General features: G+C 37.1%; 22 protein-coding genes. 12 read left to right on the plus strand and 10 right to left on the minus strand.

Annotated elements, in window-relative coordinates:
• Positions 1-61: 61 nt before the first annotated feature.
• The 7 genes from HU137_RS04220 to tgt all read right to left on the minus strand — a co-directional run bounded on the left by HU137_RS04220 (position 62) and on the right by tgt (position 10,504).
• On the minus strand, positions 62-1,639 hold the full coding sequence (locus HU137_RS04220; RefSeq protein WP_182042547.1) for a calcineurin-like phosphoesterase C-terminal domain-containing protein: 1,578 nt from the start codon (positions 1,637-1,639) through the stop codon (positions 62-64).
• A gap of 128 nt (positions 1,640-1,767) precedes the next feature.
• Positions 1,768-3,201: a SusD/RagB family nutrient-binding outer membrane lipoprotein gene (locus tag HU137_RS04225; RefSeq protein ID WP_182042548.1), complete on the minus strand. Its 1,434-nt coding sequence runs from the start codon at positions 3,199-3,201 to the stop codon at positions 1,768-1,770.
• Between the two features lie 10 nt (positions 3,202-3,211).
• Positions 3,212-6,415, minus strand: a complete 3,204-nt coding sequence (locus HU137_RS04230; protein WP_246361477.1) for a SusC/RagA family TonB-linked outer membrane protein — start codon at positions 6,413-6,415, stop codon at positions 3,212-3,214.
• Positions 6,416-6,493: 78 nt separating this feature from the next.
• Positions 6,494-7,519, minus strand: coding sequence for a FecR family protein (locus HU137_RS04235; protein WP_182042549.1), 1,026 nt, complete (start codon positions 7,517-7,519; stop codon positions 6,494-6,496).
• A gap of 74 nt (positions 7,520-7,593) precedes the next feature.
• Positions 7,594-8,178 carry an RNA polymerase sigma factor gene (locus HU137_RS04240; RefSeq protein ID WP_182042550.1) on the minus strand — a complete coding sequence of 195 codons (585 nt, stop codon included), beginning with the start codon at positions 8,176-8,178 and terminating at the stop codon, positions 7,594-7,596.
• A gap of 97 nt (positions 8,179-8,275) precedes the next feature.
• Positions 8,276-9,373: an LptF/LptG family permease gene (locus HU137_RS04245; RefSeq protein WP_182042551.1), complete on the minus strand. Its 1,098-nt coding sequence runs from the start codon at positions 9,371-9,373 to the stop codon at positions 8,276-8,278.
• A complete protein-coding gene (gene tgt / locus HU137_RS04250; protein ID WP_182043314.1) occupies positions 9,374-10,504 on the minus strand; it encodes a tRNA guanosine(34) transglycosylase Tgt in 1,131 nt (376 codons plus the stop codon). It lies immediately after the preceding gene.
• A gap of 114 nt (positions 10,505-10,618) precedes the next feature.
• Here tgt and HU137_RS04255 point away from each other — a divergent pair, with 114 nt between their 5' ends.
• Together HU137_RS04255 and HU137_RS04260 are read left to right on the plus strand one after the other, a co-directional pair.
• Positions 10,619-11,452 carry a mechanosensitive ion channel family protein gene (locus HU137_RS04255; RefSeq protein WP_182042552.1) on the plus strand — a complete coding sequence of 278 codons (834 nt, stop codon included), beginning with the start codon at positions 10,619-10,621 and terminating at the stop codon, positions 11,450-11,452.
• Entirely contained in the window at positions 11,449-12,714 is a 1,266-nt protein-coding gene (locus HU137_RS04260) for a D-alanyl-D-alanine carboxypeptidase/D-alanyl-D-alanine-endopeptidase (protein ID WP_182042553.1), read from the plus strand. Before HU137_RS04255 ends, HU137_RS04260 begins: the two co-directional genes overlap by 4 nt.
• 229 nt (positions 12,715-12,943) lie before the next feature.
• On the opposite strand, the gene cmk is transcribed toward HU137_RS04260, so the two are convergent.
• Positions 12,944-13,627: a (d)CMP kinase gene (gene cmk / locus HU137_RS04265; protein WP_182042554.1), complete on the minus strand. Its 684-nt coding sequence runs from the start codon at positions 13,625-13,627 to the stop codon at positions 12,944-12,946.
• 76 nt (positions 13,628-13,703) lie between these two features.
• Positions 13,704-14,726, minus strand: coding sequence for a type IX secretion system protein PorQ (porQ, locus tag HU137_RS04270; protein ID WP_182042555.1), 1,023 nt, complete (start codon positions 14,724-14,726; stop codon positions 13,704-13,706).
• Between the two features lie 156 nt (positions 14,727-14,882).
• Between porQ and HU137_RS04275 the strand changes: the two genes are divergently transcribed.
• From HU137_RS04275 to HU137_RS04305, 7 genes are all read left to right on the plus strand, one after another.
• Positions 14,883-15,278: a hypothetical protein gene (locus HU137_RS04275; RefSeq protein ID WP_182042556.1), complete on the plus strand. Its 396-nt coding sequence runs from the start codon at positions 14,883-14,885 to the stop codon at positions 15,276-15,278.
• Positions 15,279-15,507: 229 nt separating this feature from the next.
• The gene (locus HU137_RS04280; RefSeq protein ID WP_182042557.1) at positions 15,508-15,921 is read left to right on the plus strand and encodes a hypothetical protein; all 414 of its coding nucleotides are present in this window, start codon (positions 15,508-15,510) and stop codon (positions 15,919-15,921) included.
• A gap of 17 nt (positions 15,922-15,938) precedes the next feature.
• Positions 15,939-16,544 (plus strand): metallophosphatase domain-containing protein, encoded by a 606-nt coding sequence (locus HU137_RS04285; protein ID WP_182042558.1) that lies wholly within the window; start codon positions 15,939-15,941, stop codon positions 16,542-16,544.
• A gap of 67 nt (positions 16,545-16,611) precedes the next feature.
• Positions 16,612-17,748, plus strand: a complete 1,137-nt coding sequence (locus HU137_RS04290; protein WP_182042559.1) for an AAA family ATPase — start codon at positions 16,612-16,614, stop codon at positions 17,746-17,748.
• A 105-nt stretch (positions 17,749-17,853) separates the two neighbouring features.
• A complete protein-coding gene (locus HU137_RS04295) occupies positions 17,854-18,192 on the plus strand; it encodes a type II toxin-antitoxin system RelE/ParE family toxin (RefSeq protein WP_182042560.1) in 339 nt (112 codons plus the stop codon).
• A 1-nt stretch (position 18,193) separates the two neighbouring features.
• A complete protein-coding gene (locus HU137_RS04300; RefSeq protein WP_182042561.1) occupies positions 18,194-18,484 on the plus strand; it encodes a helix-turn-helix domain-containing protein in 291 nt (96 codons plus the stop codon).
• A gap of 28 nt (positions 18,485-18,512) precedes the next feature.
• The gene (locus HU137_RS04305) at positions 18,513-18,707 is read left to right on the plus strand and encodes a hypothetical protein (RefSeq protein WP_182042562.1); all 195 of its coding nucleotides are present in this window, start codon (positions 18,513-18,515) and stop codon (positions 18,705-18,707) included.
• Here HU137_RS04305 and alaS read toward each other — a convergent pair.
• Entirely contained in the window at positions 18,704-21,316 is a 2,613-nt protein-coding gene (alaS, locus tag HU137_RS04310; RefSeq protein WP_182042563.1) for an alanine--tRNA ligase, read from the minus strand. The genes HU137_RS04305 and alaS overlap by 4 nt on opposite strands.
• A 127-nt stretch (positions 21,317-21,443) precedes the next feature.
• Here alaS and HU137_RS04315 point away from each other — a divergent pair, with 127 nt between their 5' ends.
• From HU137_RS04315 to HU137_RS04325, 3 genes are all read left to right on the plus strand, one after another.
• Positions 21,444-21,683, plus strand: coding sequence for a nucleotidyltransferase family protein (locus HU137_RS04315; protein WP_246361478.1), 240 nt, complete (start codon positions 21,444-21,446; stop codon positions 21,681-21,683).
• A 221-nt stretch (positions 21,684-21,904) separates the two neighbouring features.
• Positions 21,905-22,873, plus strand: a complete 969-nt coding sequence (locus HU137_RS04320) for a M23 family metallopeptidase (RefSeq protein ID WP_182042564.1) — start codon at positions 21,905-21,907, stop codon at positions 22,871-22,873.
• Complete coding sequence (locus HU137_RS04325; protein ID WP_182042565.1) at positions 22,874-23,215, plus strand: MerR family transcriptional regulator; 342 nt, start codon at positions 22,874-22,876, stop codon at positions 23,213-23,215.
• The last annotated feature ends 8 nt before the right edge of the window (positions 23,216-23,223 follow it).

Raw genomic sequence — 23,223 nt, forward strand, 5'->3', positions numbered from 1 at the left:
TTAAAAAAAACGGCAGAATCTGAAAAGATGCTACCGCTTATTATAAAACATATGAGGCTTTCTATTTTTTTGCTTCTATCCGATAGGTTTCTGTATCTGAAAAAGTTCGCCCAAACATATCGGTTATTTTGATTTCGATTTTATGGTTTCCGACACCCAATTTATTGGAGATTTTGGCAGACCAAATATGAGAACTTTCCACCGGATTGGATGGTCTTCTTCCGGTCAATAAAGTTACGGACAAGTCCCATTTCTGAACGGCTGCATAATAGGAAGGATCTTCTGTTTTGACTTTAACCATCGGTTTCCATTCTCCATCATCAAATCTAATCTCTACTTTGTCATTTTCCGTTCCCATAAACACGTTGGCAAATACCATTGCGGTATTCCAACCTTTATCGGCAACGACTTTTGGCGCATAGATTTCCATTTTATAGTCCAATGGTTTTCCAACTACTTTGTAATCCAACTCATATTGGTTTCCTTTAATATTAAGAAAAGCATAGCCCACCGGCGTTCCGTCACGCATGGTCGAAACCGGCACTCCGTTTTCATTGAATTCTCCCGAATACCAATCTCCTGAAGTCGTCCCAACGTTATATTCATGTAAAGGTTTTGCGCCCTTCCAACCTTGGTCTTCTGTGTAAAATTGATTGGTTTGGAAGTGTGTATGCGCCGAAAGCAAGAGGATATTTGGATAATCTTTTAACAAATCAAATAATTGCTGACGACTTTCCGGATGGAAATGCTGTTCGTCTCCGACAAATAATGGAATGTGAAATGAAATGACGATCAGCTTATCTTTATCGATGAATTTTAAATTATTCTGAACGAATTCAATTTGATCCGGTCGAAATCCACCCCAATAACCTTTTCCATCGCGAGGATCAGGATAAATGATGTCATCTAAGATCAAAAAGTGTGCTTCACCGTAATTAAAAGCATAATTGGCTGGCCCAAAATTTAACTCAAATGTTTCATCTGAATAGAGATCTTCCTTGGCTTCATAATTCATGTCATGGTTACCGATGACGTTGTACCAGGGCAAACCCATTTCTTTCATCACTTCTTTGTAAGGTGGATGATACGATAAATTGTCCCCGACCAAATCTCCTAAACTGATTCCGAGCAGCACACCATTTTTATTGTTTGCAGCTTCCGTTACGATGGCTTTTCTGAAATATTCCAATTCTTCAAGCGAATAAGGTTGCGGATCTCCAAAAAGAAAGGCAGAGAAATCTTTGGACTCGTTTTGCGCGACCATTCCAAAATCTACAGATTTGGGTAATTTCCCGGTTGGAGCAACGGCCTTGTACTTAAAATCGGCATCAGGAGATCCATTGGGTTTATGTGTCACATAAAATTTCGGCAAATTGAATTCATCTATAGCAAATGCATAGCCGGAAGGTTTGATCACAAAAATTTGGTTGTCATCAGAAAGGGGAAGTTCATATTTTCCGTTTTCGTCGGTTTGTACCACTTGAATTCCATTGGAAACGGAAACTTTTGCCAATCCTTTTTCTTTTCTTTCTTTTTTACCGTTTTGGTTGGCATCTTCATAGACAAATCCGCTCACTTTTTTTTGCGCAAAAGCCAAAGTACCGCAAAGCGTAAGGAGTATTAAAATTGATTTTTTCATGTGTTTATTTTTTATTTTTTCTATTGTCACATGTAACCTTAGATGATTAAAATAATCATTAAGACGTGTGTTTAAAGATTATTTTAATCATGTCGGTTTCATTTTTAAAATTGAATTTTTTAAGGTGATTAATTCACGTCCCACCAAACTTTTGCGTTGATGGTGTTTCCGCCCATTTCCTGAACTGCTTGGTCGTAATTTTCTGAATTATAAATATTTGGAGAATCCGGATAAAGCATACGGGATGGCATAACACCGTTATTTTCCATGGAATTGGTAACCGGTAGAATTGGAAATCCGGTTCTTCTGTATTCAGACCATTGCTGATAATCCGTAAAAAAGAGCGACAAATACTTTTGTAGCATAATTCTTTCCAACGAACCATCATAAGCAGCAAAGGAATTATCGAAATAGGTTTCGTCAAAATTTTGATTTGTCCAAAATTCAATTGATGACTTAACGCCTTCTTTATAATGACCTTCTGCATCGTTAAAATGTCCTTTTAGTGCTGCTTCTGCTTTGATGAATTGGAGTTCGGAATACGACATCAAAATAATCGGCATAGGCGCGATGATGAGTGGTTGTTTTAAACCGGACGGTGTATATGGAAAATCAGAGCCTGCGTTGTCAAATCCGGCAGGAATACCCAAATATCCAATTGTATTTCCCTCTAAATCTTTTGCTTCGTTTGCAAATATGGGCAATCTCGGATCTTCTAATTCATTAAGTTGATCGATAAAAAATGATGCATAAGTGCGCGCATTGCTAAAATCCTGTTCTCTTGGCCAAGGAGACAAATTGGGTGTTACACCGGTTACGGTTAGAACTGCAGCATCTGAATTGTCTTCAAAAACTGGATAAACTGTGGGGTTATGAAGCATCGTTTCAATTTGCTGCCAAGCATCAGGTTGACGATCAGACACTCTAAGCAACAACCTCAAACGAAGAGAGTTGGTAAATTTTTTCCATTTGACCAAATCATTTTGGTACAGCAAATCGCTTGCATACAAAAGGGATTCTTCTAGGTTGTACAAATGATTGGCTTGTTCCAAATCATTTAAAATCTGAGTATAAATGTCTTGTTGTTTGTCAAATTTCGGAGTAAAATTCCCTTGTTCGGCCTGAAAAGCCTCTGAGAAAGGTACACTTCCAAACATATCGGTCAGATTGGAAACGATCATGGCGCGAAGCGTTAAATTGATTGCGGTATAGTTTTCATCTTCCAATTCAAAAGATTTGTTGAGCATCTCATTTACATTCCCCAGCGCATCATAGGCTGCATTCCATACCGAGCTTCCTGTTCCTACAGTAATGTGGTACCGATGAACATCTCCAGTAATAGAAGGATAAGGAAAATGTACCTGCATGAGTTGACTGGTGATGTCATAATTCTTTCTTGCATTGTTTGAAGCGATGTTATAAATCACCGGATTGAGCATGGAAGAAGGATTGATTTCAGAGACCTCATTTGGGTTGGTGTTGATGTCTTCAAACCCCTCTGTACAGGACACGACATTAGCCGATAAGAACGTGATTATTAATAATTTAACTATATTTTTCATTTTAATTGAATTAAAGTTTAACATTGATACTAAATCCATAGGAAGCCGTAGAAGGCATTTGTCCCATTTCAACTCCGGGAACTTGTACGGCACCATTTAATGCTGCAGTTTCCGGATCATAAAGTGGAAAATCTGAAATGGTCAATAAATCTCTTCCAAAAACGGTAAAAGAAAGTCCTTGCAGTCCAGATTTTGCATATAAACGTTTGGGCACATCATAAGATAGACTTACTTCTCTGAGTTTGATATAAGAAGCGTCAAAAGAATTGGACTCTACGTTGGCACGTCGATAATATTTGGCATAATAGTTTGCAATTGTGGTTTGCTCAGTATTGGGCGAATAAGAGCCATCTTCGTTTAAAACCACGCCTTCTCCTATGATAAATCCATCTTCTCGCCCCATCAAAGTTCCTTTTAATTTACCTTGTTCCATCATTTTATGATAGGATTGCGAATAAACGATTCCGCCATATTGCGCATCAAAATTGAAACTAAACCTCAGGTTTTTATAAGTAAAAGTATTGGTCAGACCTGCACGCCAATCAGGTGATGCATCACCAATTAACTCTATGTCTTCCGGATAGGCAGGAATTCCATCTTTATAAACGATATTTCCTTCCGGGTCCCTTACAAAACCATATCCATACAGCGCCGTAACAGAACCTCCAACTTTTGCAATCATGCTTACCGTTCCTGCCGTTGCAATCACCTGTTCTTCACCTGCTTCTGCTGGTAAAGAAAGTACTTCACTTTCATTTTTGGACCAAGTACCACTGATTTCCCATTTAAAATCATTCGTTCTGATCGGTGTACCTGTTAATAGAATCTCTAAACCTCGGTTACGAACTTCTCCTGCATTGGTGTAATAATAACTGTACCCAGAAGTAATGTCCACCGGAATTGGTATAATCTGATTTCGGGTGTCTGTTTGATAAACCGTCAAATCTAGTCCAAAACGGTTTTTAAACATTCTCAATTCAAACCCTGTTTCCCAGTTGGTTGAAATTTCAGGTTTCAAATTTCCGTTGTATAAATAATTATCCATAGAAGCTGAACTTGCAAAATCACTATTTGAATAATATTTACTTGTTTGATAAGGATCTGTATCGCTTCCAACTTGAGCAAAAGACAATCTGTATTTTAACATATCAATGGATGAGCCCATCTTAAAAATATCATCCAATATAAAACTGGAAACAACCGAAGGATAGAAATAGGAATTGTGATGACTAGGCAAAGTGCTCGACCAATCGTTTCGTCCTGTTAAATCCAAAAATATTTGGTTTCGAAACGCAAAAGAGAACATACCATAGAAACTGTTGATCTTTTTGTTTCGGTCTCGGGTATTGGCCAGTGGCGTGTTGACACCATTTGAAAGCATATAAACATAGGGCACAACCAATGCGTCTACCGAAGCCTCCAGAAGGTTGTATTTGTAGTCCATGCTATTTCCACCGATATGTCCGTCGAATGTAAAATCTTCTCCCCATTTATCTTTGTATGACAATAAGAAATCTAAATTGGTTTCATATTTATTGATGTCTTGTCTTTTGTAATATCCATTTGGGGAACGATTCAAATCAAAAGGACGCTTCTGTTCTGTTTTCTGAGTATAATTATTGATCGCCGCTCTTACCATCAAATTAAATTTGGAAGAAAGATTGAAATCAAATTTCATATTACCCATGATCCTGTTGTTACGCATCGGGTTAACAGCCTCATAAGCAATCACATAAGGATTGTCGATGTAGGAACTAAATGGTTGGATCTGGCTATAGCCTTCTTCTCCTGCATACCATCTCGGTTTGTACCAGTTTAGGTCAACGTTTGGATTTTGAAAAATCATAAAATAAGCAATTGAGCCATTGTTATAACCAGTTCCCGGAAGGTTGTCACTTTTCTTCATGGTATAATTCACCACAGATGATACTTTTATCCATTTCGAAATCTGATAGTTGGCGTTCAATGAGGTTGCATAACTATTGAAACCGGTATTGGGCATGATCCATTCGTTTTGGATATTACCTATCGATGCACGGTAATTTCCTTTTTCGTCACCACCAGAAATGGAAACTTCGTTTCTAAAGGTCGTTCCGGTTCTCCAAAATGATTTTCTATTGTCATCATACCCTCTCCAGAGCTGTCTTTCCGAGCTTTGACCCTGTAATGTTGGATCGTATTGAAAAAAGTACTGTCCGTCAAACTTAGGGCCAAAAGCACTACTTGTCCCGCTAGTTCCAGGACCATCTTCAGACGCACCATAAGAATAATAAGGATTTCCCTCATCATCAAAATAATTTCCGGTTCCTTGACCATATTCATATTGATAATCAGGCCATCTGTTCACCACATCGATCATGGTACTTGATTTGAATTCGATGCCGATTTTTTGGTTTTTCTTTCCCGATTTTGTAGTGATGATGACCACTCCATTTCCAGCTCTGGAGCCATAAAGAGCTGCAGCAGCCGCTCCTTTTAGAACCGTCACCGTTTCTATATCGTCCTGATTGATATCCGCAATTGAATTTCCAAAATCAATCGGAGAATCATTTCCCATATAAGCTGTTTCATTTCCGGATGAAGTCATCTCAGTGGTCATGGGAACGCCGTCAATGACGATCAAAGCTCCTTGATTTGCCAATTTTAATGAGTTGCTTCCTCTTAATTTGATAACCTGTGAGTTGATAGGTCCAGATCCCGAAGAAACTATATTCAAACCGGCTACTTTTCCTTTCAATCCGCTGGACCAGTTGTTGGACTCAGCAGTTGATAATTCTTCCGCATTTATCGTTTGTTGGGCATAACCCAATTTTTTCTCTTCTCGCTTGATTCCCAAAGCGGTTACCACGACTCCTTCCAATTCCGTTATCGGATTCATGCGGACCATGATGGAGTTGTTTTCTCCTTCATTTACATCAAAACCGTCGATGTAATAAGGCTCAAAATTGGGTTTGTCAAAAGTTAGATTGTATTCTACTCCCGAATTTAACCCACTGATGGAGAAATTTCCATTTGTATCCGTCATCACAAACTGGCTGTCAGACAAGTCTTCTGCAGAAGTTGCATCTACCATCACTCCTTCCAAAGGTTTTCCATCTAAATCCTTAACAGATCCTTTTACGATCCCACTGGCTTGCTGGGCGTGAAGCATCGCATTGAAGCAACATAAAAACAGTAAGGACACAAAAATTTTCATACTCAATTTGTTTTTCATTTCCATAATTTTAGTCATAGCTCTGGCTGAATCAAATATCAACCATTTGATTTTTAGCCTTTTATATTTAATTTTGAATTATTTTTCGATTAGAATCTCATTCGCTTTTTCCGTAAACTTCAGTTCATTTAATTCGCACAAGGTTTGGATAGAATGGTTCAGTTCGTCTTGTATATATAGATCACCTGTAAATGTCAACCCTTCTAATTCGTCAGCATTGTAGGTTATTTTTTTCTTGTAAATTTTACTCAGTTGACGCAAAACCTCACTCAGATTCTCCTTTTTGAATTTTAAGATTTCAACGCCTTTTTCTATTTCCATCGCAGAAGTTTCATACGTTGATTGCACTTTGGCCGACTTTTGAGGTTGGAAATGTCTTTGTCGATCGGAAATTTCATCGATGATCAATTTTTCACCCGGACTCAAATAAATAGCGGAAAATCGGGACTTGCTCTTGTCGGAAGAATTTACCACGATTTTTCCTTCAATTAATTGAATTTGAATAGTATCAGAACGACCATCAACCGTAAAAGCCGTTCCCAAAGCTGTTGTATAATAATCCTTTGACTCCACAACAAAAGGCAATTCCGGGTTTTTGGCCACTTTAAAATATCCTTTTCCTATGAGTTTTACATTTCGGTTTTGATTTCCATAGCCGAGATCATATTTGATTTTTGAATTGGGAAACAATTTGACCTTCGAACCATCTTCCATTTCGAAAAACATCATCTTATCTTGGTGTGGATTTTCGATAACGGTCAGCTGGGTTTCGGAAATTTCGGGAAGGTTTGAATTTGAATTTTGAAGCGCAACAAAACCTATTGTAAAAATAACCAAAACCGCCGCCGCTATTTTGTATAGAAATCTATGTTTCCGGATTTTTTCCTTTTTCTTTTGCTCCGAAATCTTTTGGTGCAATTCTTTTAAAATAATTTTGAATTTCTCTTCTTTTGAAGAATTCGAAGAAGAATAAGCATTTAATTCAAATTCACTTTTTAACTTTTGAAAATGCCGTACCTCTCTTTTTTCTAAGAGTTGGAGCAATCTCTTTTTTTCCTCTTCAGTCGATGTTCCTTCCCAGTATTTTTTAAGTAGTTCTTCCATAGCTTACATACTTAAAAACGTGGCGAAGTAGATTTGGGGGTGGATTTTAAGATTAACAAAACGTAACCAAATGCTTAAGAAAAGTAATCCATCATTCCAACCGTAATGGAGAGTTGTAGGATAGACGGATATTTTAAAGCAACGTATTTTCTGATCAATTGATTGGACTGCTTCAAATGATCTTTTACTGTTTCTTTTGAGATTTCTAATTTTTCCGCTACTTCTTCTTTGGATAGTCCCTCAAAGCGATACAACTGAAAAACTTCTTTTTTTCTGGCCGGTAAAACACTGATCGCTTCTTCCAAAATTTTCATTTTCAATAGCTCCGCTTCCTCGTCCATTTCATTTATTTCTTCCGTAATGTTTTCAAGAAGACTTTCTACTTTTTCTGAAGAAACCAAAGTAGATTTTATCTTTCCACGCAAATGGCTGATGGATTTATTATAACTCACCACAAAAAGCCAACCACCGACACTGTCCTCGTTTGACAATTTATCCTTGTTTTCCCAAAGCGTCAAAAATACTTCTTGCAAAATATCCAATGCCAATTCTTCATCATGTACCAACTTTTTGATGTTTCGATAAACGGCTTTTTGGTATTTTGAATAGACTTTATCAAATTGATTCAAATCAACATGGTACGAAGCTAAAATCTTCATTTGGGTTTTATAATAAGGAATTAAGAAATTATTTATAAAATTAAATCGTCATCCCTATTCAATAAAAAATTCTGGATTATTAAAATATTAAATCCTTCTAAGCCCTGGCTCTTTTCATGTAAAAATAAGCCGTCAAGATTCCAAAAAGAAAATTGGGTCCCCAAGCCGCCACAAATGGTGAAACATAGCCTTGAGTCGAATAGGTAAGCGAAATCTGGTTAAAGAAAATATAGACAAACGCCAAAATAATCCCCAACGCCAAATTGAGTCCAATTCCTCCCCGTCGTTTTTGAGAGGAAAGTGAAAGCGCCAAAAGCGTCAAAATAAAAGTAGAAAATGGCGAGCTGTTCCGTTGGTGCAATTCGTTCATGTAGGCATTCACACTGGCTGATCCTTTGAATTTTTGTTTTTGGATGAAATCATTTAGCTCCAGTGAATTCATCGTTTCCGCCACATAACCTTCAGGTAAAATCTCATCAGGTGTCGCTTTGAATTTCCGTTTTAAGGTGATTTGATAACCTAAGCTATCGCGAAAATCCGATTTCACTTTTTTGATAAAAGCACTTCTCAATATGTAAACAGAATCTTTTTCGTCCCAATTAAAAGAAGAAGCGATGATTTGGTATTTCAATTTTTCTTCTTTGTCAAATTCCTGAAAGACAAAACTCGTCCCTCGCTTTTGTACACGGTCATAATTCTGTGCAAAAATGTATTCGTTGGGAGAAATTTGGGACGAAATCTTTTGTCGTTCATAATATTCGCCCTTTTTCGTATTGCTTAAAAGATATTCGTATTGGTAGGTATTTTTCTTGATGTTAGCCCAGGGAAGCGCAAAATTATTGACAAAAAGTGCGACGATGGCTATTGCAGCTGCTACCCAAATGTAGGGTTTTGTGATTCGAAAAAAACTGATTCCTCCTGCTTGAGCCGCCACGATTTCGGTTTGCATGGTCAGCCTAGAAGTAAAATAAATCACTGAAATAAATACCGCAACCGGTAAAAAAGTATTGACCAACCAAACCGCCCAATATGGGTAAAAATGGATCAGCGCAGCCATAGGCGTAGAACCATTGTCTTCAATTCTTCCCAATTTTTGACTCAAATCGATGATAACCGCAATCGTCGACAAAATGATCACCATAAAAAAGAAGGTGCTCACGAAATTCTTGACGATGTATTTATCAAATATTTTCAATTATAATCTTTGTTTAAGTTTTGGGAGAATTTGATTTTTCCATTCGCTGAAATCCCCGTCTAAAATATGTTTTCTTGCGGTCTGTACCAAATCCAAATAAAAAGCAAGATTATGAACCGAAGCAATTTGTTTTCCCAAATATTCCTCCGCCACAAACAAATGTCGCACATAAGCTTTTGAATACTCAGAATCAACATAACTTTTCCCCATTTCGTCCAAAGGCGAAAAATCATCTTTCCATTTGGCGTTTTTCATGTTCATCACGCCGTTCCATGTAAACAACATTCCGTTTCGGGCATTTCGGGTCGGCATCACACAATCAAATTGATCCACGCCCAGCGCAATGCATTCCAGCAAATTCCAAGGGGTTCCAACACCCATCAGATATCTCGGTTTCTCCGTGGGTAAAATATCCGTTACCAAATCCGTGATTTCATACATCACCTCTTCCGGCTCGCCCACACTCAGTCCACCTATTGCATTTCCTTCTGCTCCGAAATTGGCGACATATTCTGCCGATTCTTTGCGTAAATCATGAAAAGAATTTCCCTGAACGATCGGATACAAAGTTTGTTCATATCCATACAACGGCGGATTTTCATTTAACCAAGTTCTACACCTTTCCAACCAACGATGTGTCACTTGCATGGCGCGTTTTGCGTCTTTGTATTCGGCAGGAATTCCGGTCAATTCATCAAATGCCATGATGATGTCTGCTCCTATGTTTCGTTGAATTTCCATCGAATATTCGGGTGAAAACATATGGTAAGAACCGTCGATGTGCGATTTAAACCGAACTCCTTCTTCCGAAACTTTTCTACGATCTGAAAGCGAATACACCTGAAAACCACCACTATCCGTTAAAATCGGTCTGTCCCAATTCATGAATTTGTGCAAACCTCCGGCTTGGTTCAAAATCCCGATTCCTGGACGCAAATAAAGATGGTAGGTGTTTCCCAAAATGATTTGGGCTTTAATGTCTTCTTTTAATTCACGTTGGTGAACGGATTTTACGCTTGCTACCGTCCCAACCGGCATAAAAATAGGCGTTTGGATTTCACCATGTGCGGTAGAAATCTTTCCGGCTCTTGCTTTGGAGTTTGGGTCTTTTCCTTGGATCTCAAATTTCATCGCTGCAAAGATATTTGAATTCTGCATACTTAAAATCTTAAATTCGGGTTAAAACTCTCAAGTCTTTCCTTAAGCGATTAATTTTCAATTATTTTTGCCAAAAACAGTTTTTAAATGGAAAAAGAAGTGGAGAAATACAGTTGGATCATAGACGAAATCATCAAATACGGAATGAAGATAGGAATTGCGATTTTTATCATTGTAGCGGGGTTTTGGTTAGGAAGTTGGCTGAAAGGAGTCATCAGAAAACGAATGATCAAACGAAATTTAGATCCATCCATTAGAGAATTTGCTCTACCTGTAATCGATGTCGTTTTCAAAATTCTCGTTTTATTAACTGCAGTGAATACGGTCGGCATTGAAATCACATCTTTTGCGGCTATTATGGCCGGTTTGGCTGCCGGAGTCGGACTTTCTCTTCAGGGAAGTTTATCGAATTTGGCAGGTGGACTTTTGATCATCATGTTCAAACCTTTTAAAGTGGGAGATTTCATTGAAGCACTTGGAAATAGTGGAACGGTAGAATCCATCAGTATTTTGTACACGACCATCGTTACTGTAAATCAACAAGTTGTGATTTTACCCAACTCCAGTTTGTTAAATAATCCAATCATGAATTATTCAGTAAAACCTACCAGAAGGTTGGATATAAAAATTGGAATTTCTTATAGCGATGATGTTGAAAAAACACAAAAAATCTTAAAGGATATGCTAGAAAATGATCCTTATATCATCAAAGATCAACCGATTACAGTTGAGGTTTTAGAATTTGCGGACAGCAGTGTGAATTTGGCCGTCAGAGCTTTTGTAAAAAGAGAAGATTATTGGGACGCCTATTTTAAATTGTACAAACAAACCAAAACAGTTCTAGATAAAAACGGAATCTCCATACCATTTCCGCAGACTGAAATGCGCATCATTCAACCTACAAATGAATCTCCTCAATGATCCGCTTTAAACTGCTCTTCGTTTTATGTTTAGGGTGGGTTCATGTTTTCGCCCAAACTTCTGATTGGGTAAAGGATTATTTGGAATCCGATTTTTACAAAACCCAATTCACCGGATTTTATTTATACGATCCGGTTTCCAAACAGGTTTTGGAAAATTATAACGGCGAAAAATATTTCACCCCGGCTTCCAACGTTAAAATCCTATCGCTTTACAGTGCGATGAAAGTCCTCCCTGACTCCATTCCCGCACTACGTTACGAGCGAAAAGACGGAGATTTGTTTATCGAAGGATTGGGTGACCCAACTTTTTTACATCCTGAATTTAAATCGGTCAGAACGGTTTTGGACTTTTTGAAAAAAGAACCCGGAAAAATTTATTTGCATTGGGGTAATTTTGATGGAACAAGATTGGGACTGGGTTGGTCATGGGAGGATTATGAAAAATATTATTCGCCTGAACGAAGCGAATTTCCACTTTATGGAAATATGGCGACGGTCAAAAAGGGCAAAGGAGGTCCCTCTGCATTTCCGCTGACTTTAGCCGATTCGGTCGAATATGAAGAAAGTTTGTTCAGTCGTGATTTTTATGAAAATAAATTTAAAATCGGATCCCGAAATGGTTCTTCCACCAAAGTTCCTTTTGTTGTCAAAGATGAATTGATCAGACAAATGCTAGAAGATGCTGTTTCAAAAGAAGTGTCACTCACCGATCAAAAATTATCCAAAAATGCTAAAATATTGTTCAGTCTTCCTTCCGATTTGGTCTATAAAAGGATGATGGAAAAAAGTGATAATTTCCTCGCAGAGCAAATCTTATTGATGGTTTCCGCTCAAATTTCAAATTCTATGAATTCAGAAAAAGCCATCAATTACATAAAATCCAAATACTTAAAAGGGCTTTCTCATGATCCGGTTTGGGTAGATGGTTCGGGACTTTCCCGATACAATTTATTTACGCCCAAAGACATGGTTTTTGTGTTGGATAAATTGTATGGCGAATTCCCGCAGGAACGTTTGTTCAACATCTTTGCCGTCGGAGGTAGAACCGGAACTTTAAGAGGAAGTTATGGCGGACCGACTCCTTATGTTTATGCCAAATCCGGCACGCTTTCCAACAATTATTGCCTCAGCGGATATTTAAAAACGAATTCAGGAAAAGTGCTGATTTTCAGCGTGATGAACAACCATTTTCAAAAAGAAAATTGGCAAGTCCGACAACAAACCCAGAAATTATTGGAACACATCCGGGACAATTATTAAATTATCTTGAGTTCGATATCAAAACATTAAGATTTAAGGTAGATGTGAATGAATAAAAACTTATAATTTATCTATAAGTCAATTTATTAATGTCTTTTAAGAAATCAACTAGTTGATTTAAGAATAGAAAACTTAAATCATTTATGATACCTTTCTGATCTATTTGTATCAATTCATTTCTCAACTACTTAATGTTAAAAGATAATTGATTTATAATGAGTCAATTAAATCAACTAATTCCTTTGATGATTGCTAAAACTTCTGCCAAAGTTTCTTGTGGTGTCAATTTCCCATTGTCCACCAAAACCGCATCCTCTGCTTGTTTTAAAGGTGAAATTTCCCGTGTCGAATCGATGTGATCCCGCTCAGAAATATTTTGAAAAACTGCTTCAAAAGTTGCCGGAGTATCTGTTTTTAACAATTCTTCGTATCGGCGTTTGGCGCGCTCTTCCGCAGAAGCATTGAGAAATATTTTCAAATCGGCGTTTGGAAAAACGGTCGTCCCTATGTCCCGACCATCCATCACGATTCTTTTTTTCTCGCCCATTTTCCGTTGAAGATTCACCGCAAAAGAACGGACTTCAGGTATTTTGGCGATCAAACTTACTTTGGATGAAACTTCCATCGCACGGATTTTTTCTTCGACATTTTCACCATTCAAAAAGATTTCATTTTTACCTGTATCCGGATTGAGTTCGAAGTGAATGTCCATGAATTCCAATTGCGGAAGCAATTCAAATTCGTTGACCTGATTTCCATCGATCATCCCATTTTCCAGCGCATAAAGCGAAATCGCTCTGTACATCGCACCACTGTCTATGTGGATATATCCCAATTCTTTGGCCAATAATTTGGCAAGTGTACTTTTTCCGGTGGATGAAAATCCGTCGATAGCTATGATGAGGTCGCGCATTTAACAAAAGTAGAAAGTAAATACTAAAAACTAAAATGTATTTTTACTCCCCTCATTTGGCGGGACTGGGGGAGACTTAATAATAAGGATTGCTTCGCCAATAATTGCTTCCTTGGATCAATCGATCCAAATTGATGATCATCCCAAAATGATTGGAGTTTGAACCTTTGTAATAATTGGCGTGAGCAAATTCAAATCGGAAAGCATGCACACGGATTCCAAATCCATACGTCAATCCCGCAAAAGTCCTTTTATCTTCCAGAGCCAATTCATTTCCGCGTTTGAAATTATAACCCAGTCGGATGTTGAATCCTCTTCCCGGAAACAATTCACCACCAATCGAAATATGATCAATCACTTTTCTACCAAATCCAACTTCCTGTCCGTTTTCATTGTATGGCATGGAAATGTCAAATTTCTGCAAATCATGAAGCGTCAAACTCAATTCCAACGGCACATATTCTAGTCGATGCGAAATCCCCAAATTGACCTGCAACGGCATTTTTTCTTTAGTTCCGGCATAAGTTTGGAGTTGCGTCCCGATGTTTCTTACAGAAAGCGCGACATTGGTTTCATAATCCACATCGTGAAAAACCAATCCCAAGTCGGCCGCAATGGCGTGTGAGGAATAAGATTCAATTCTCGAATTGATGTATTTAGCATTGACGCCGACTGTAAAAAAATCGCTTAGATTTCGGGCATAACCGACAACGATTGCGGCATCTTTTGCACTGAAATCTCCGGTAGCATTGTCGTTTTCATCATAGCCTCGGAAATCACCATAATCGACGTATTGGCCATGGATGGAGAAAAATTCATCGTCGTCGTATTGATACACAAAAGAAGCCGTCCCGAAATTCACATCGGCCAAATAATTGACATAATTAATCGCCATCTGACCATGGGATTGTTCATTCATCAAAGCCGGATTCCAATACGACATATTGGGATCTGCGTCCCAGGCCGATTGTGCATTTCCACCGAGCGCAGCTTGGCGAGGCGAAGTCGTGATGTTGACAAATTCATATACGCGGGTACCGTCTTGCGCTGTCAAAAAAACAGAAAACAAAAATAGCAGAATCGTATACGATTTGGTCATCGGGCAAAAATAAGAATTATGTAGATAACGGAATTGAAGTTTTTTTCTTGTGTGGTAGGTATTTCTTTTAGGAATAAGTTTTAATTTTTATGAAATTATTTTTTCAGCGACAGGGATTGGCGGAGTGTCATATTATATTTGATTAAATCATTTGAAATGGAACAAACAAAAAATTCTCAAGACTGGAAATCAAAATTTTCCAAAATATTTCGAAATACCGATCGCCCTAAATTAGATGTTTACGAACTTTATCTCAACAAAACGGAATTTGTCCCAAACTTTCTGGACATCACAAATGCTGATGTGAAAAGCATTCACGAACATTTCTTACAGAAATACGAATTTTCAATTGAAGGGGAGCATTCCTTTTTGGAATTGGATTTTTCGGATCATGATTTGAAAAATGAGCAATTGTTTTATTGGGTAAAAAACGTATTGATTCATTTTAATTTTCAACAGGAATCTATTTTCATCTTGTATGGAAATGTAGAAAAGGGTTTTGTGTTGAAGTTGGTGGAGTGTTGGCGGAAATTGGATTACGGAAAGCTGTAATTTTTCAGGAAATTAAATAATTAGATTTGAAAAAAAAGTAATTATGTATAAATTAACCTTCGAGCCGTTTATAGGAAAGAATTATTAACAAAGTGATTTTAAAATCTTCATATAAGGTGAGAGTCATTATTATGATAGCGATTTTACTAATTTGCCTAAAAGTCTAACGCAAGATGTTGTAATTCAATATTTAAAATATGTGGAAACAGGCAAGCACCATTGCAACTGGATGAGAACTTTTACTCGTTTTGCAAATATTTTTAGTGGAGTTAGATTTAATTCTAAAAGCAATTTCGCCTTCTGGAATTCTATTGCATTTTACAATTACGTAAAATATCCCACAGCAAAAACACGATTATTTCCAAGTAATGAAGATTTTATAAAAAGTTTAGAGGCTTTTAAAGAAACTTTAGAAAGTTTAAAACCAGATTTGATAATCTTCTGGGGAGATAGACTTTGGAATAATTTTCCAAAAGAAAACCATAAACAAATCAACCGAGATGAAACTAAAATTCACTATTTAGATTATCAGAGAAAAATTCCATTTAAAGTAATTCCGCATCCTGCATCATCAAAATTGTCCTATCCTCATACAAATGAAATTAAGGATTATATAAAATTAGTAAAAAGCATAACCCTTTAATATTTACTGAAAAACTAATGCACCTCCTCCACCTCTCCGACTCCCACAACCAACACAGAAGTTTAGAAAACTTACCGGAAGCTGATATCATCGTCCATTCCGGTGATTTTTCATTTGCCGGAACTCGAGCGGAATTTTTGGATTTTCTCAACTGGTTTTTAGGTTTGGATTACCAACATAAAATTTTCATCGGCGGAAACCACGATTATTTCCTAGAAGGAAAATCACAAAAAGACATTCAGAAAATGCTGCCTAAAAATTGCCATTATCTTTTTCACAGCGGCGTAACCATTGAAAACATCAAATTCTGGGGCGTGCCGATGTTTGTTTCAGAAGATATTGACGGTTCATATTTCCGGAAAATCAAACGAATTCCGAAAAACACAGACATTTTGATTTCGCACAATCCGCCGTTTGGGATTTTGGATTTGGACGGAAAAATCAATTTCGTATGTAAAAGTTTAGGGGAAAAAATAGTAGAAATCAAACCCAAATTTCATCTATTTGGACACATTCATAACGCTTTCGGAATTGAAAAATCAAAACACACCACTTTTTCAAACGCTTCTATTCTTAACGGAAACTACGAATTTCAAAACCTTCCAAATATTTTTGTCGTTTAAAGAACAACGCGACATCAATTGACGTTTCCTAATCCTATTTTTGTATTCAACTTAAAAATGCTAACCCATGCAACTCGAAAAATTTATCCAAGAAAACGCAGAAAAATTTAACCAAAATCGATTCTCTGAAAAATATAATCTATCAGACAAACCATTAGTTTTTGAAGAGAGACGCCGAAGTTATCTCAACGAACAAAAATTGTTCATGGCTTATTTCGGTGAAATTCCGAATTTGATGGAAGAAGAAAATATCAATTGTAAAAAGGCGGTTGAATGGTTTATCAAAAATTATGGAAATCAAATCAAGGATATGCATTTCAGCAAAGTTGAATTGGAGTCAAGCAAAAATAATGTTTCGGAATTTGATGATGTTTTTTTCTTGCTCGACCAAGATTTATTGGTCGATTTTGATACCAATCAATCCAAAATGCGGATCTTATTTCGGAAAACCAATTTCGAATTCGTTGAAAAAATCAGAAAATCCTTGTTGAAATTTCGAAGTAGAAAAAGACAGAAACCGGAAATTCATCTGATCACAAAAGAACCTTACGGGATTGATTTGCAAGAATTTGAAATTCAAAAACCCAAACTGGCGATTCAAGACAATTACAACGATGATTTTCTTGAAATCCACCAAACCATTTTAAAAAGACTGCAAACCAAAAAGGACAAAGGTTTGGTTTTGTTGCACGGAAAACCCGGAACCGGAAAAACGTCCTACATCCGATATTTGATTACTTCTTTGAAGAAAAAAGTGATTTTCTTACCGCTCAACATGGCGGCAGAAATCACCAATCCGGGCTTGATGAAATTGCTTATCAACAATCCCGATTCGATTTTTGTGATTGAAGATGCCGAAAATATTATCATGGATCGCGAAGAAAACGGAAATTCACCAGTTTCCACTTTGTTGAATTTATCGGACGGATTGTTGTCCGATTGTTTGAACATCCAAATCATCTGTTCGTTTAACACTGATATTTCCAAAGTCGATTCTGCACTTTTGCGCAAAGGAAGATTGATTGCCAAATATGAATTCAAAGAATTGGAAGCGGAAAAAGCGCAAAATCTTTCTGAGAAATTGGGCTTTAAAACCCATATTTCCAAACCGATGAACCTGACCGATATTTACAATCAGGAAGAAAAAAACGGGAATCATACCGCACAAAGAAAATCAATTGGTTTTGTGAAAGCGGTGGGTTGATTTAGAACGCTTTAACTTAATTAAAGTTATTGCTATTCTTTTTGCTAAAACAAAATTTTCGTAAGAACCATCGCAACAAATAAACTAATTAGTTAACTTTGTGGTGTGATTAGAACGATTGTTTTATATGAAGATCATTTTCTAAAGTTTCATAAAGACCAAGAATTAACGGTTCAAGAAAAAATTGAATACGTTTTGGATATGGTTCGATTTGAAAACCATGTGCCAAAGAGGTTTTTTAAGCGACTTGAAAATACAGATGGAATTTATGAAGTTCGAGTCATCACTAGCTTCAAAAGCATAAGAATTTTGTGTTTTTTGGATGATGGAAATTTGGTGGTTTTAATGAATTGTTTTCTCAAAAAAACACAAAAAACACCTAAAAAGGAAATTAACCTCGCTGAAAAATTAAAAAAAGAATATTTAAATAATAAAAATGTCTAAAATGAACAGTATAACAAATTTTGAAGATCTTTTGATTGATAAATATGGAGAAAAGGGAACTCCAAACCGTGATAAATTTGACGCAGATTCTCTTGCATTTCGATTGGGCATTATGTTGAAAGAGGCACGAAAAGAGGCAAATTTAACGCAAGAAGAATTGGCCGAAAAAACTGGAACGAAGAAAAGTTATATTTCACGAATCGAAAGAGGATTGAGCGATATTCAAATCTCGACTTATTATAAATTGATTGAAATTGGATTGGGTAAAAGTTTAAATATTTCTATCCATTAAAAATTGAAATTGTATAAACACATTCGTTATGAAACCAAAAAAACTAGAAACCATCACGGTCAGTATGCAGGAAATTTGGCAGCAAACTACGCCAAAAGTGCACAAGAGCAAGAAACATTACAGTCGTAAAGACAAACATAAAAAAAATCCGGATCGCCAAAATCCGGATTTTTTTTTATCATTTTCATTCCGAAGCTTCGGAATCAAATTAACTCATTATTAAATTAAATTTTTCGCTTTCTCCAACGCTCTTTCCAATCCTGAAACATCCTTCCCTCCTGCCGTTGCAAAGAAAGGCTGTCCGCCTCCGCCACCTTGGATTTCTTTTCCTAAATCACGTACGATTTGTCCGGCGTTCAATCCTTTTTCCGCCACTAAATTATCGGAAATCGCTACCGTAATCGATGGTTTTCCGTCGTGGTCAGAAGCCACAATTAACAATACATTTTCCAACTCTTTACGCAATGGAAATGCGATTTGTTTGATGTTTTCCGGACTCAAACTCGTTTTTACTGCAAGGAAATTGATTCCGTTTTTATTTTCAAAAGATTTTTTCCAATTTTCCTTTTCCTGACCTGCTTGTTGCGCAGCAAATTTTTCCAATTGGGATTTCAATTCTTTGTTTTCGTCCAAAAGTTTTTGAACCGCTTCTACCGGTTCTACCGGATTTTTCAGCGTATGCAGAATTTCGTTGTATTTGGAATAAATTTCTTTCAATTCGTCGATCGCGGCAATTCCGGTCGTAGCTTCAATTCTACGAATTCCTGCCGCACTTGAACTTTCATTTTTCAATTTGAACAAAATAATATCGGCCGTATTTTCAACATGCGTTCCACCACATAATTCGATGGAATCTCCAAATTTCACCATCCGCACAACATCGCCATATTTCTCTCCAAAAAGTGCCATCGCACCTTCTTCCAACGCTTTTTTGAAAGGAACAGATCGTTTTTCTTCGAGTGGAATTCGGTCAAAAATCTTTTGGTTGACTTGTTTGGAAACTTCTGTCAATTCCTCTTCCGTCATTTTATTGAAATGAGAAAAATCAAAACGCAGATAGTCCGGCCCCACATAAGAACCTTTTTGCTCCACATGCGTCCCCAATACCTCACGCAAAGCTTCATGCAACAAATGCGTCGCCGAGTGATTTCGCATGATATGATTTCTGCGTTCCTTATCCACAACGGCTTTGAAAGGCATGTCCAAATGTTTCGGTAGTTTTTCCGTGAAATGAACGATCAGGTTGTTTTCCTTTTTGGTGTTGAGAATTTCAATTTTTTCACCATTTACAATCGATTCGATATAACCCGTATCCCCAACTTGTCCTCCACTTTCCGCATAAAAAGGCGTGGCTTGAAACACCAATTGATAAAAAGTTCCGGTTTTATTTTCCACTTTTCGGTAGCGCGTGATTTTTACATCAGCTTCCAAATAATCGTATCCGATGAATTCCTCTACTTTGTCTTCGATCAATTCTGTCCAGTCAGAAGCCGAAAAAGAAGTCGCCGATTTGGAGCGTTGTTTTTGTTTTTCCATTTCCGATTCAAATCCTTTCTCGTCAATGGTCAAACTTTTTTCTTCCGCAATGATTCTCGATAAATCAGCCGGAAAACCATAAGTGTCGTACAATTCAAAAACGACTTCACCTGGGATTTCTTTTAAATTCGAATTGTTTTGAATGAAATTGTCCAAACGGATTAATCCTTGGTCGATGGTTCTCAAAAAACTCGTTTCTTCTTCTTTGATGACTTCTGTCACCAATTGAATTTGTTTCCCCAATTCCGGGAAAACTTCGCCCATTTGGTTTTGAAAAATCGGCAATAATTTATAAATGAATGGTTCGTTTAGGTCTAAGAAACGATAACCATAGCTGATCGCTCTCCGTAAAATTCGACGGATGACGTATCCGGCGCCGGTATTGGACGGCAATTGACCGTCAGCGATCACAAAAGAAACTGCTCTCAAATGATCTACCACAACGCGAAAAGCTACATCTGTTGTGAAATGTTCACCGTATTTTTTACCTGAAATTTTTTCCAATTCCTGAATCAATGGTTGGAAAACGTCGGTATCATAATTCGAAGTTTTTCCTTGTAAAACCATCGCCAAACGCTCAAACCCCATTCCGGTATCGATGCTTTTTGCGGGCAAAATTTCCAGCGAACCATCTGCTTTGCGCAAATATTCCATAAAAACCAGGTTCCAAACTTCGATCACTTGTGGATGGTCTTGGTTCACCAAATCACGTCCGGGAACGAGTGCTTTTTCCTCTGCTGAACGGATGTCTACATGAATTTCGGAACAAGGACCACAAGGACCTGTTTCGCCCATTTCCCAGAAATTGTCTTTTTTATTTCCAAATAAAATGCGTTCTTCCGCAATGTGTTTTTTCCATAATTCCAAAGCCTCATCATCCTGAGCCGTCCCATCCTTTTCATCTCCTTCAAAAACGGTTACGTAAAGATTTTCCTTTGGGATTTTATAGACTTCTGTCAACAATTCCCAAGCCCATTCGATGGCTTCTTTTTTAAAATAATCTCCAAACGACCAATTTCCCAACATTTCAAACATGGTGTGGTGATAGGTGTCTTTTCCCACATCATCGAGATCGTTGTGTTTTCCGGAAACGCGCAAACATTTTTGGGTATCGGCAATTCGCAAAGAAGTCGGTTTTTTATAGCCGAGGAAAAAATCTTTGAATTGTGCCATTCCTGAATTGTTAAACATCAAAGTCGGATCGTCTTTTAAAACAATGGGTGCTGATGGTACAATCAAATGTTGTTTGGATTCAAAAAAATCTAAAAACTGTTGGCGTATCTGTTTGGATGTCATTTTCTAAAAATTGAGTTGCAAAATTCGTGAATTTGATTGAGTTATTGAAACAGATGTTGAGAAATTCTGATCCAATTGTTTGTATATTCCTTATTGTAAAGTTTTTTATAGTTGTTTTATGATTTCCATGATAGAGAAGAATTTGATTCCGTTGCGTGATTTGTGTAAAACATATCATGTAGACAATCTTTTTTTGTTCGGCTCGGCGGCAAGAAATAAATTCAAAAAAGAAAGTGATTTTGATTTTTTGGTCAATTTTTCTTCTGAATTAGATTTAATGAATTATGCGGATAATTATTTTGATTTTATGTCTGAACTACAACAACTCTTCGGTCGAGAAATTATTTGGTTACAGAAAAATCATTAAAAAACCCTGTTCTTATCCAGAAAATAAATAAATCCAAAATTCCGATCTATGAGACCTGAGATTCTCAACTTAAAGAACGAAATAGAGGATTTTAAAAATTAAAAAACGCATCTATTTGACATTCATTTCATTAAGTAATATTTACAATTTCCTTAACAACAATCTGTTGTTTTTTCCCGTTATTTTGTCGGACACAAGAGGAACAAAACACACAACAAAGAATGGGGATTAAAAAATTCAAGTACAACGCAAAAACCACATCCTTCAAACCTATTAAAAACCAAAGAATTAGAAATTTTCGTAATCTAGCGGCATTTCTAATCGTGACTGCTTTTTTTGGCATCATTTCCGGTTTCATTTTCAGCAATAAAGTCAATTCGCCAGAAGAGAATTCACTGGCAGCAGAATTGAAAGAAATGAAAATTCAGTATGAATTGTTAAATAAAAAAGTCAAACAATCACAAGAAGTTTTGGGTCAAATCGAGAACCGAGACAATAATATTTACCGCAGTTATTTCGAATTGGATCCTATATCTGAAGATGTCAGAAAAGCAGGATTTGGTGGTGTGAATCGTTATTCGAAATTCACGGATTGGAAATATGGCGATTTGGTTTCTGATGTAGCAAAGAACATTGATATACTCAATAAACAGATGGTGATACAGTCCAAATCTCTGGATGAAATCGTCATCAGCGCAAAAGAAAAAGACAAAATGTTGCGTCATTTGCCGGCGATTCAACCGGTTGCCAATAAAGACCTGACGCGTCTGGCTTCAGGATATGGAATGCGCATGCATCCGATTTTAAAAATCAGCAAAATGCACGCCGGAACAGATTTTGCCGCCCATATAGGAACACCAATTTATGCAACAGGAGACGGAAAAGTTACCTTAGCAGGAAGAGAGGGTGGCTATGGAAATGTCGTGAAAATCAAACACGGTTATGGCTATGAAACGCTTTATGCGCACATGAGCAAAATTAAAACGAGATCCGGTCAAAACGTAAAAAGAGGTGATATCATCGGCTATGTGGGAAACACAGGGCTTTCTACAGGGCCACATTTGCACTATGAAATTCATAAAGATGGTCAACCGATCGATCCGGTTTCTTATTTTTATCAAGATGTAAGTCCGGATGAATTTAACGTTTTGCTCGATAAGTCTCAGCAAATGTCTGTATCTTTGGACTAAATGCACGTCGAATTACCAGATAAAATCTATTACAGCATTGGGGAAGTTTCCAAAGCTTTTGGTGTAAACGCTTCTCTGATTCGTTTTTGGGAAAAAGAGTTTGAAGTGATTTCTCCCAAAAAGAATAAAAAAGGCAATCGTTATTTTACCCAACAAGACATCAAAAACCTGAAGTTAATTTACCATTTAGTAAAAGAACGCGGTTATACACTTGATGGTGCAAAAACGGCTCTGGAAGAAAATCAATCGATCAAAGAAGACGTTGAGCTAATTGCCAGAATGGAGTCAATTCGTTCAGAATTAGTGCGTTTAAAAGAGAGTTTTGATTTGGGTGCAGATTAATTGATTTT

This window comes from Moheibacter lacus (assembly GCF_014042165.1).
GTDB classification, from domain to species: Bacteria; Bacteroidota; Bacteroidia; order Flavobacteriales; family Weeksellaceae; genus Moheibacter; species Moheibacter lacus.

Bases quoted from the DNA above. Each gene is read 5' to 3' on its own strand.
- alaS (WP_182042563.1), bottom strand. From the start codon at position 21,316: ATGACATCCAAACAGATACGCCAACAGTTTTTAGATTTTTTTGAATCC.
- HU137_RS04280 (WP_182042557.1), top strand. From the start codon at position 15,508: ATGAGAACTTTTACTCGTTTTGCAAATATTTTTAGTGGAGTTAGATTT.
- HU137_RS04235 (WP_182042549.1), bottom strand. From the start codon at position 7,519: ATGGAAGAACTACTTAAAAAATACTGGGAAGGAACATCGACTGAAGAG.
- HU137_RS04285 (WP_182042558.1), top strand. From the start codon at position 15,939: ATGCACCTCCTCCACCTCTCCGACTCCCACAACCAACACAGAAGTTTA.
- cmk (WP_182042554.1), bottom strand. From the start codon at position 13,627: ATGCGCGACCTCATCATAGCTATCGACGGATTTTCATCCACCGGAAAA.
- HU137_RS04305 (WP_182042562.1), top strand. From the start codon at position 18,513: ATGAAACCAAAAAAACTAGAAACCATCACGGTCAGTATGCAGGAAATT.
- HU137_RS04220 (WP_182042547.1), bottom strand. From the start codon at position 1,639: ATGAAAAAATCAATTTTAATACTCCTTACGCTTTGCGGTACTTTGGCT.
- HU137_RS04240 (WP_182042550.1), bottom strand. From the start codon at position 8,178: ATGAAGATTTTAGCTTCGTACCATGTTGATTTGAATCAATTTGATAAA.
- HU137_RS04320 (WP_182042564.1), top strand. From the start codon at position 21,905: ATGGGGATTAAAAAATTCAAGTACAACGCAAAAACCACATCCTTCAAA.
- tgt (WP_182043314.1), bottom strand. From the start codon at position 10,504: ATGAAATTTGAGATCCAAGGAAAAGACCCAAACTCCAAAGCAAGAGCC.
- HU137_RS04230 (WP_246361477.1), bottom strand. From the start codon at position 6,415: ATGAAAAACAAATTGAGTATGAAAATTTTTGTGTCCTTACTGTTTTTA.
- HU137_RS04300 (WP_182042561.1), top strand. From the start codon at position 18,194: ATGAACAGTATAACAAATTTTGAAGATCTTTTGATTGATAAATATGGA.
- HU137_RS04275 (WP_182042556.1), top strand. From the start codon at position 14,883: ATGGAACAAACAAAAAATTCTCAAGACTGGAAATCAAAATTTTCCAAA.
- HU137_RS04315 (WP_246361478.1), top strand. From the start codon at position 21,444: ATGATAGAGAAGAATTTGATTCCGTTGCGTGATTTGTGTAAAACATAT.
- HU137_RS04325 (WP_182042565.1), top strand. From the start codon at position 22,874: ATGCACGTCGAATTACCAGATAAAATCTATTACAGCATTGGGGAAGTT.
- HU137_RS04255 (WP_182042552.1), top strand. From the start codon at position 10,619: ATGGAAAAAGAAGTGGAGAAATACAGTTGGATCATAGACGAAATCATC.
- HU137_RS04290 (WP_182042559.1), top strand. From the start codon at position 16,612: ATGCAACTCGAAAAATTTATCCAAGAAAACGCAGAAAAATTTAACCAA.
- porQ (WP_182042555.1), bottom strand. From the start codon at position 14,726: ATGACCAAATCGTATACGATTCTGCTATTTTTGTTTTCTGTTTTTTTG.
- HU137_RS04225 (WP_182042548.1), bottom strand. From the start codon at position 3,201: ATGAAAAATATAGTTAAATTATTAATAATCACGTTCTTATCGGCTAAT.
- HU137_RS04260 (WP_182042553.1), top strand. From the start codon at position 11,449: ATGATCCGCTTTAAACTGCTCTTCGTTTTATGTTTAGGGTGGGTTCAT.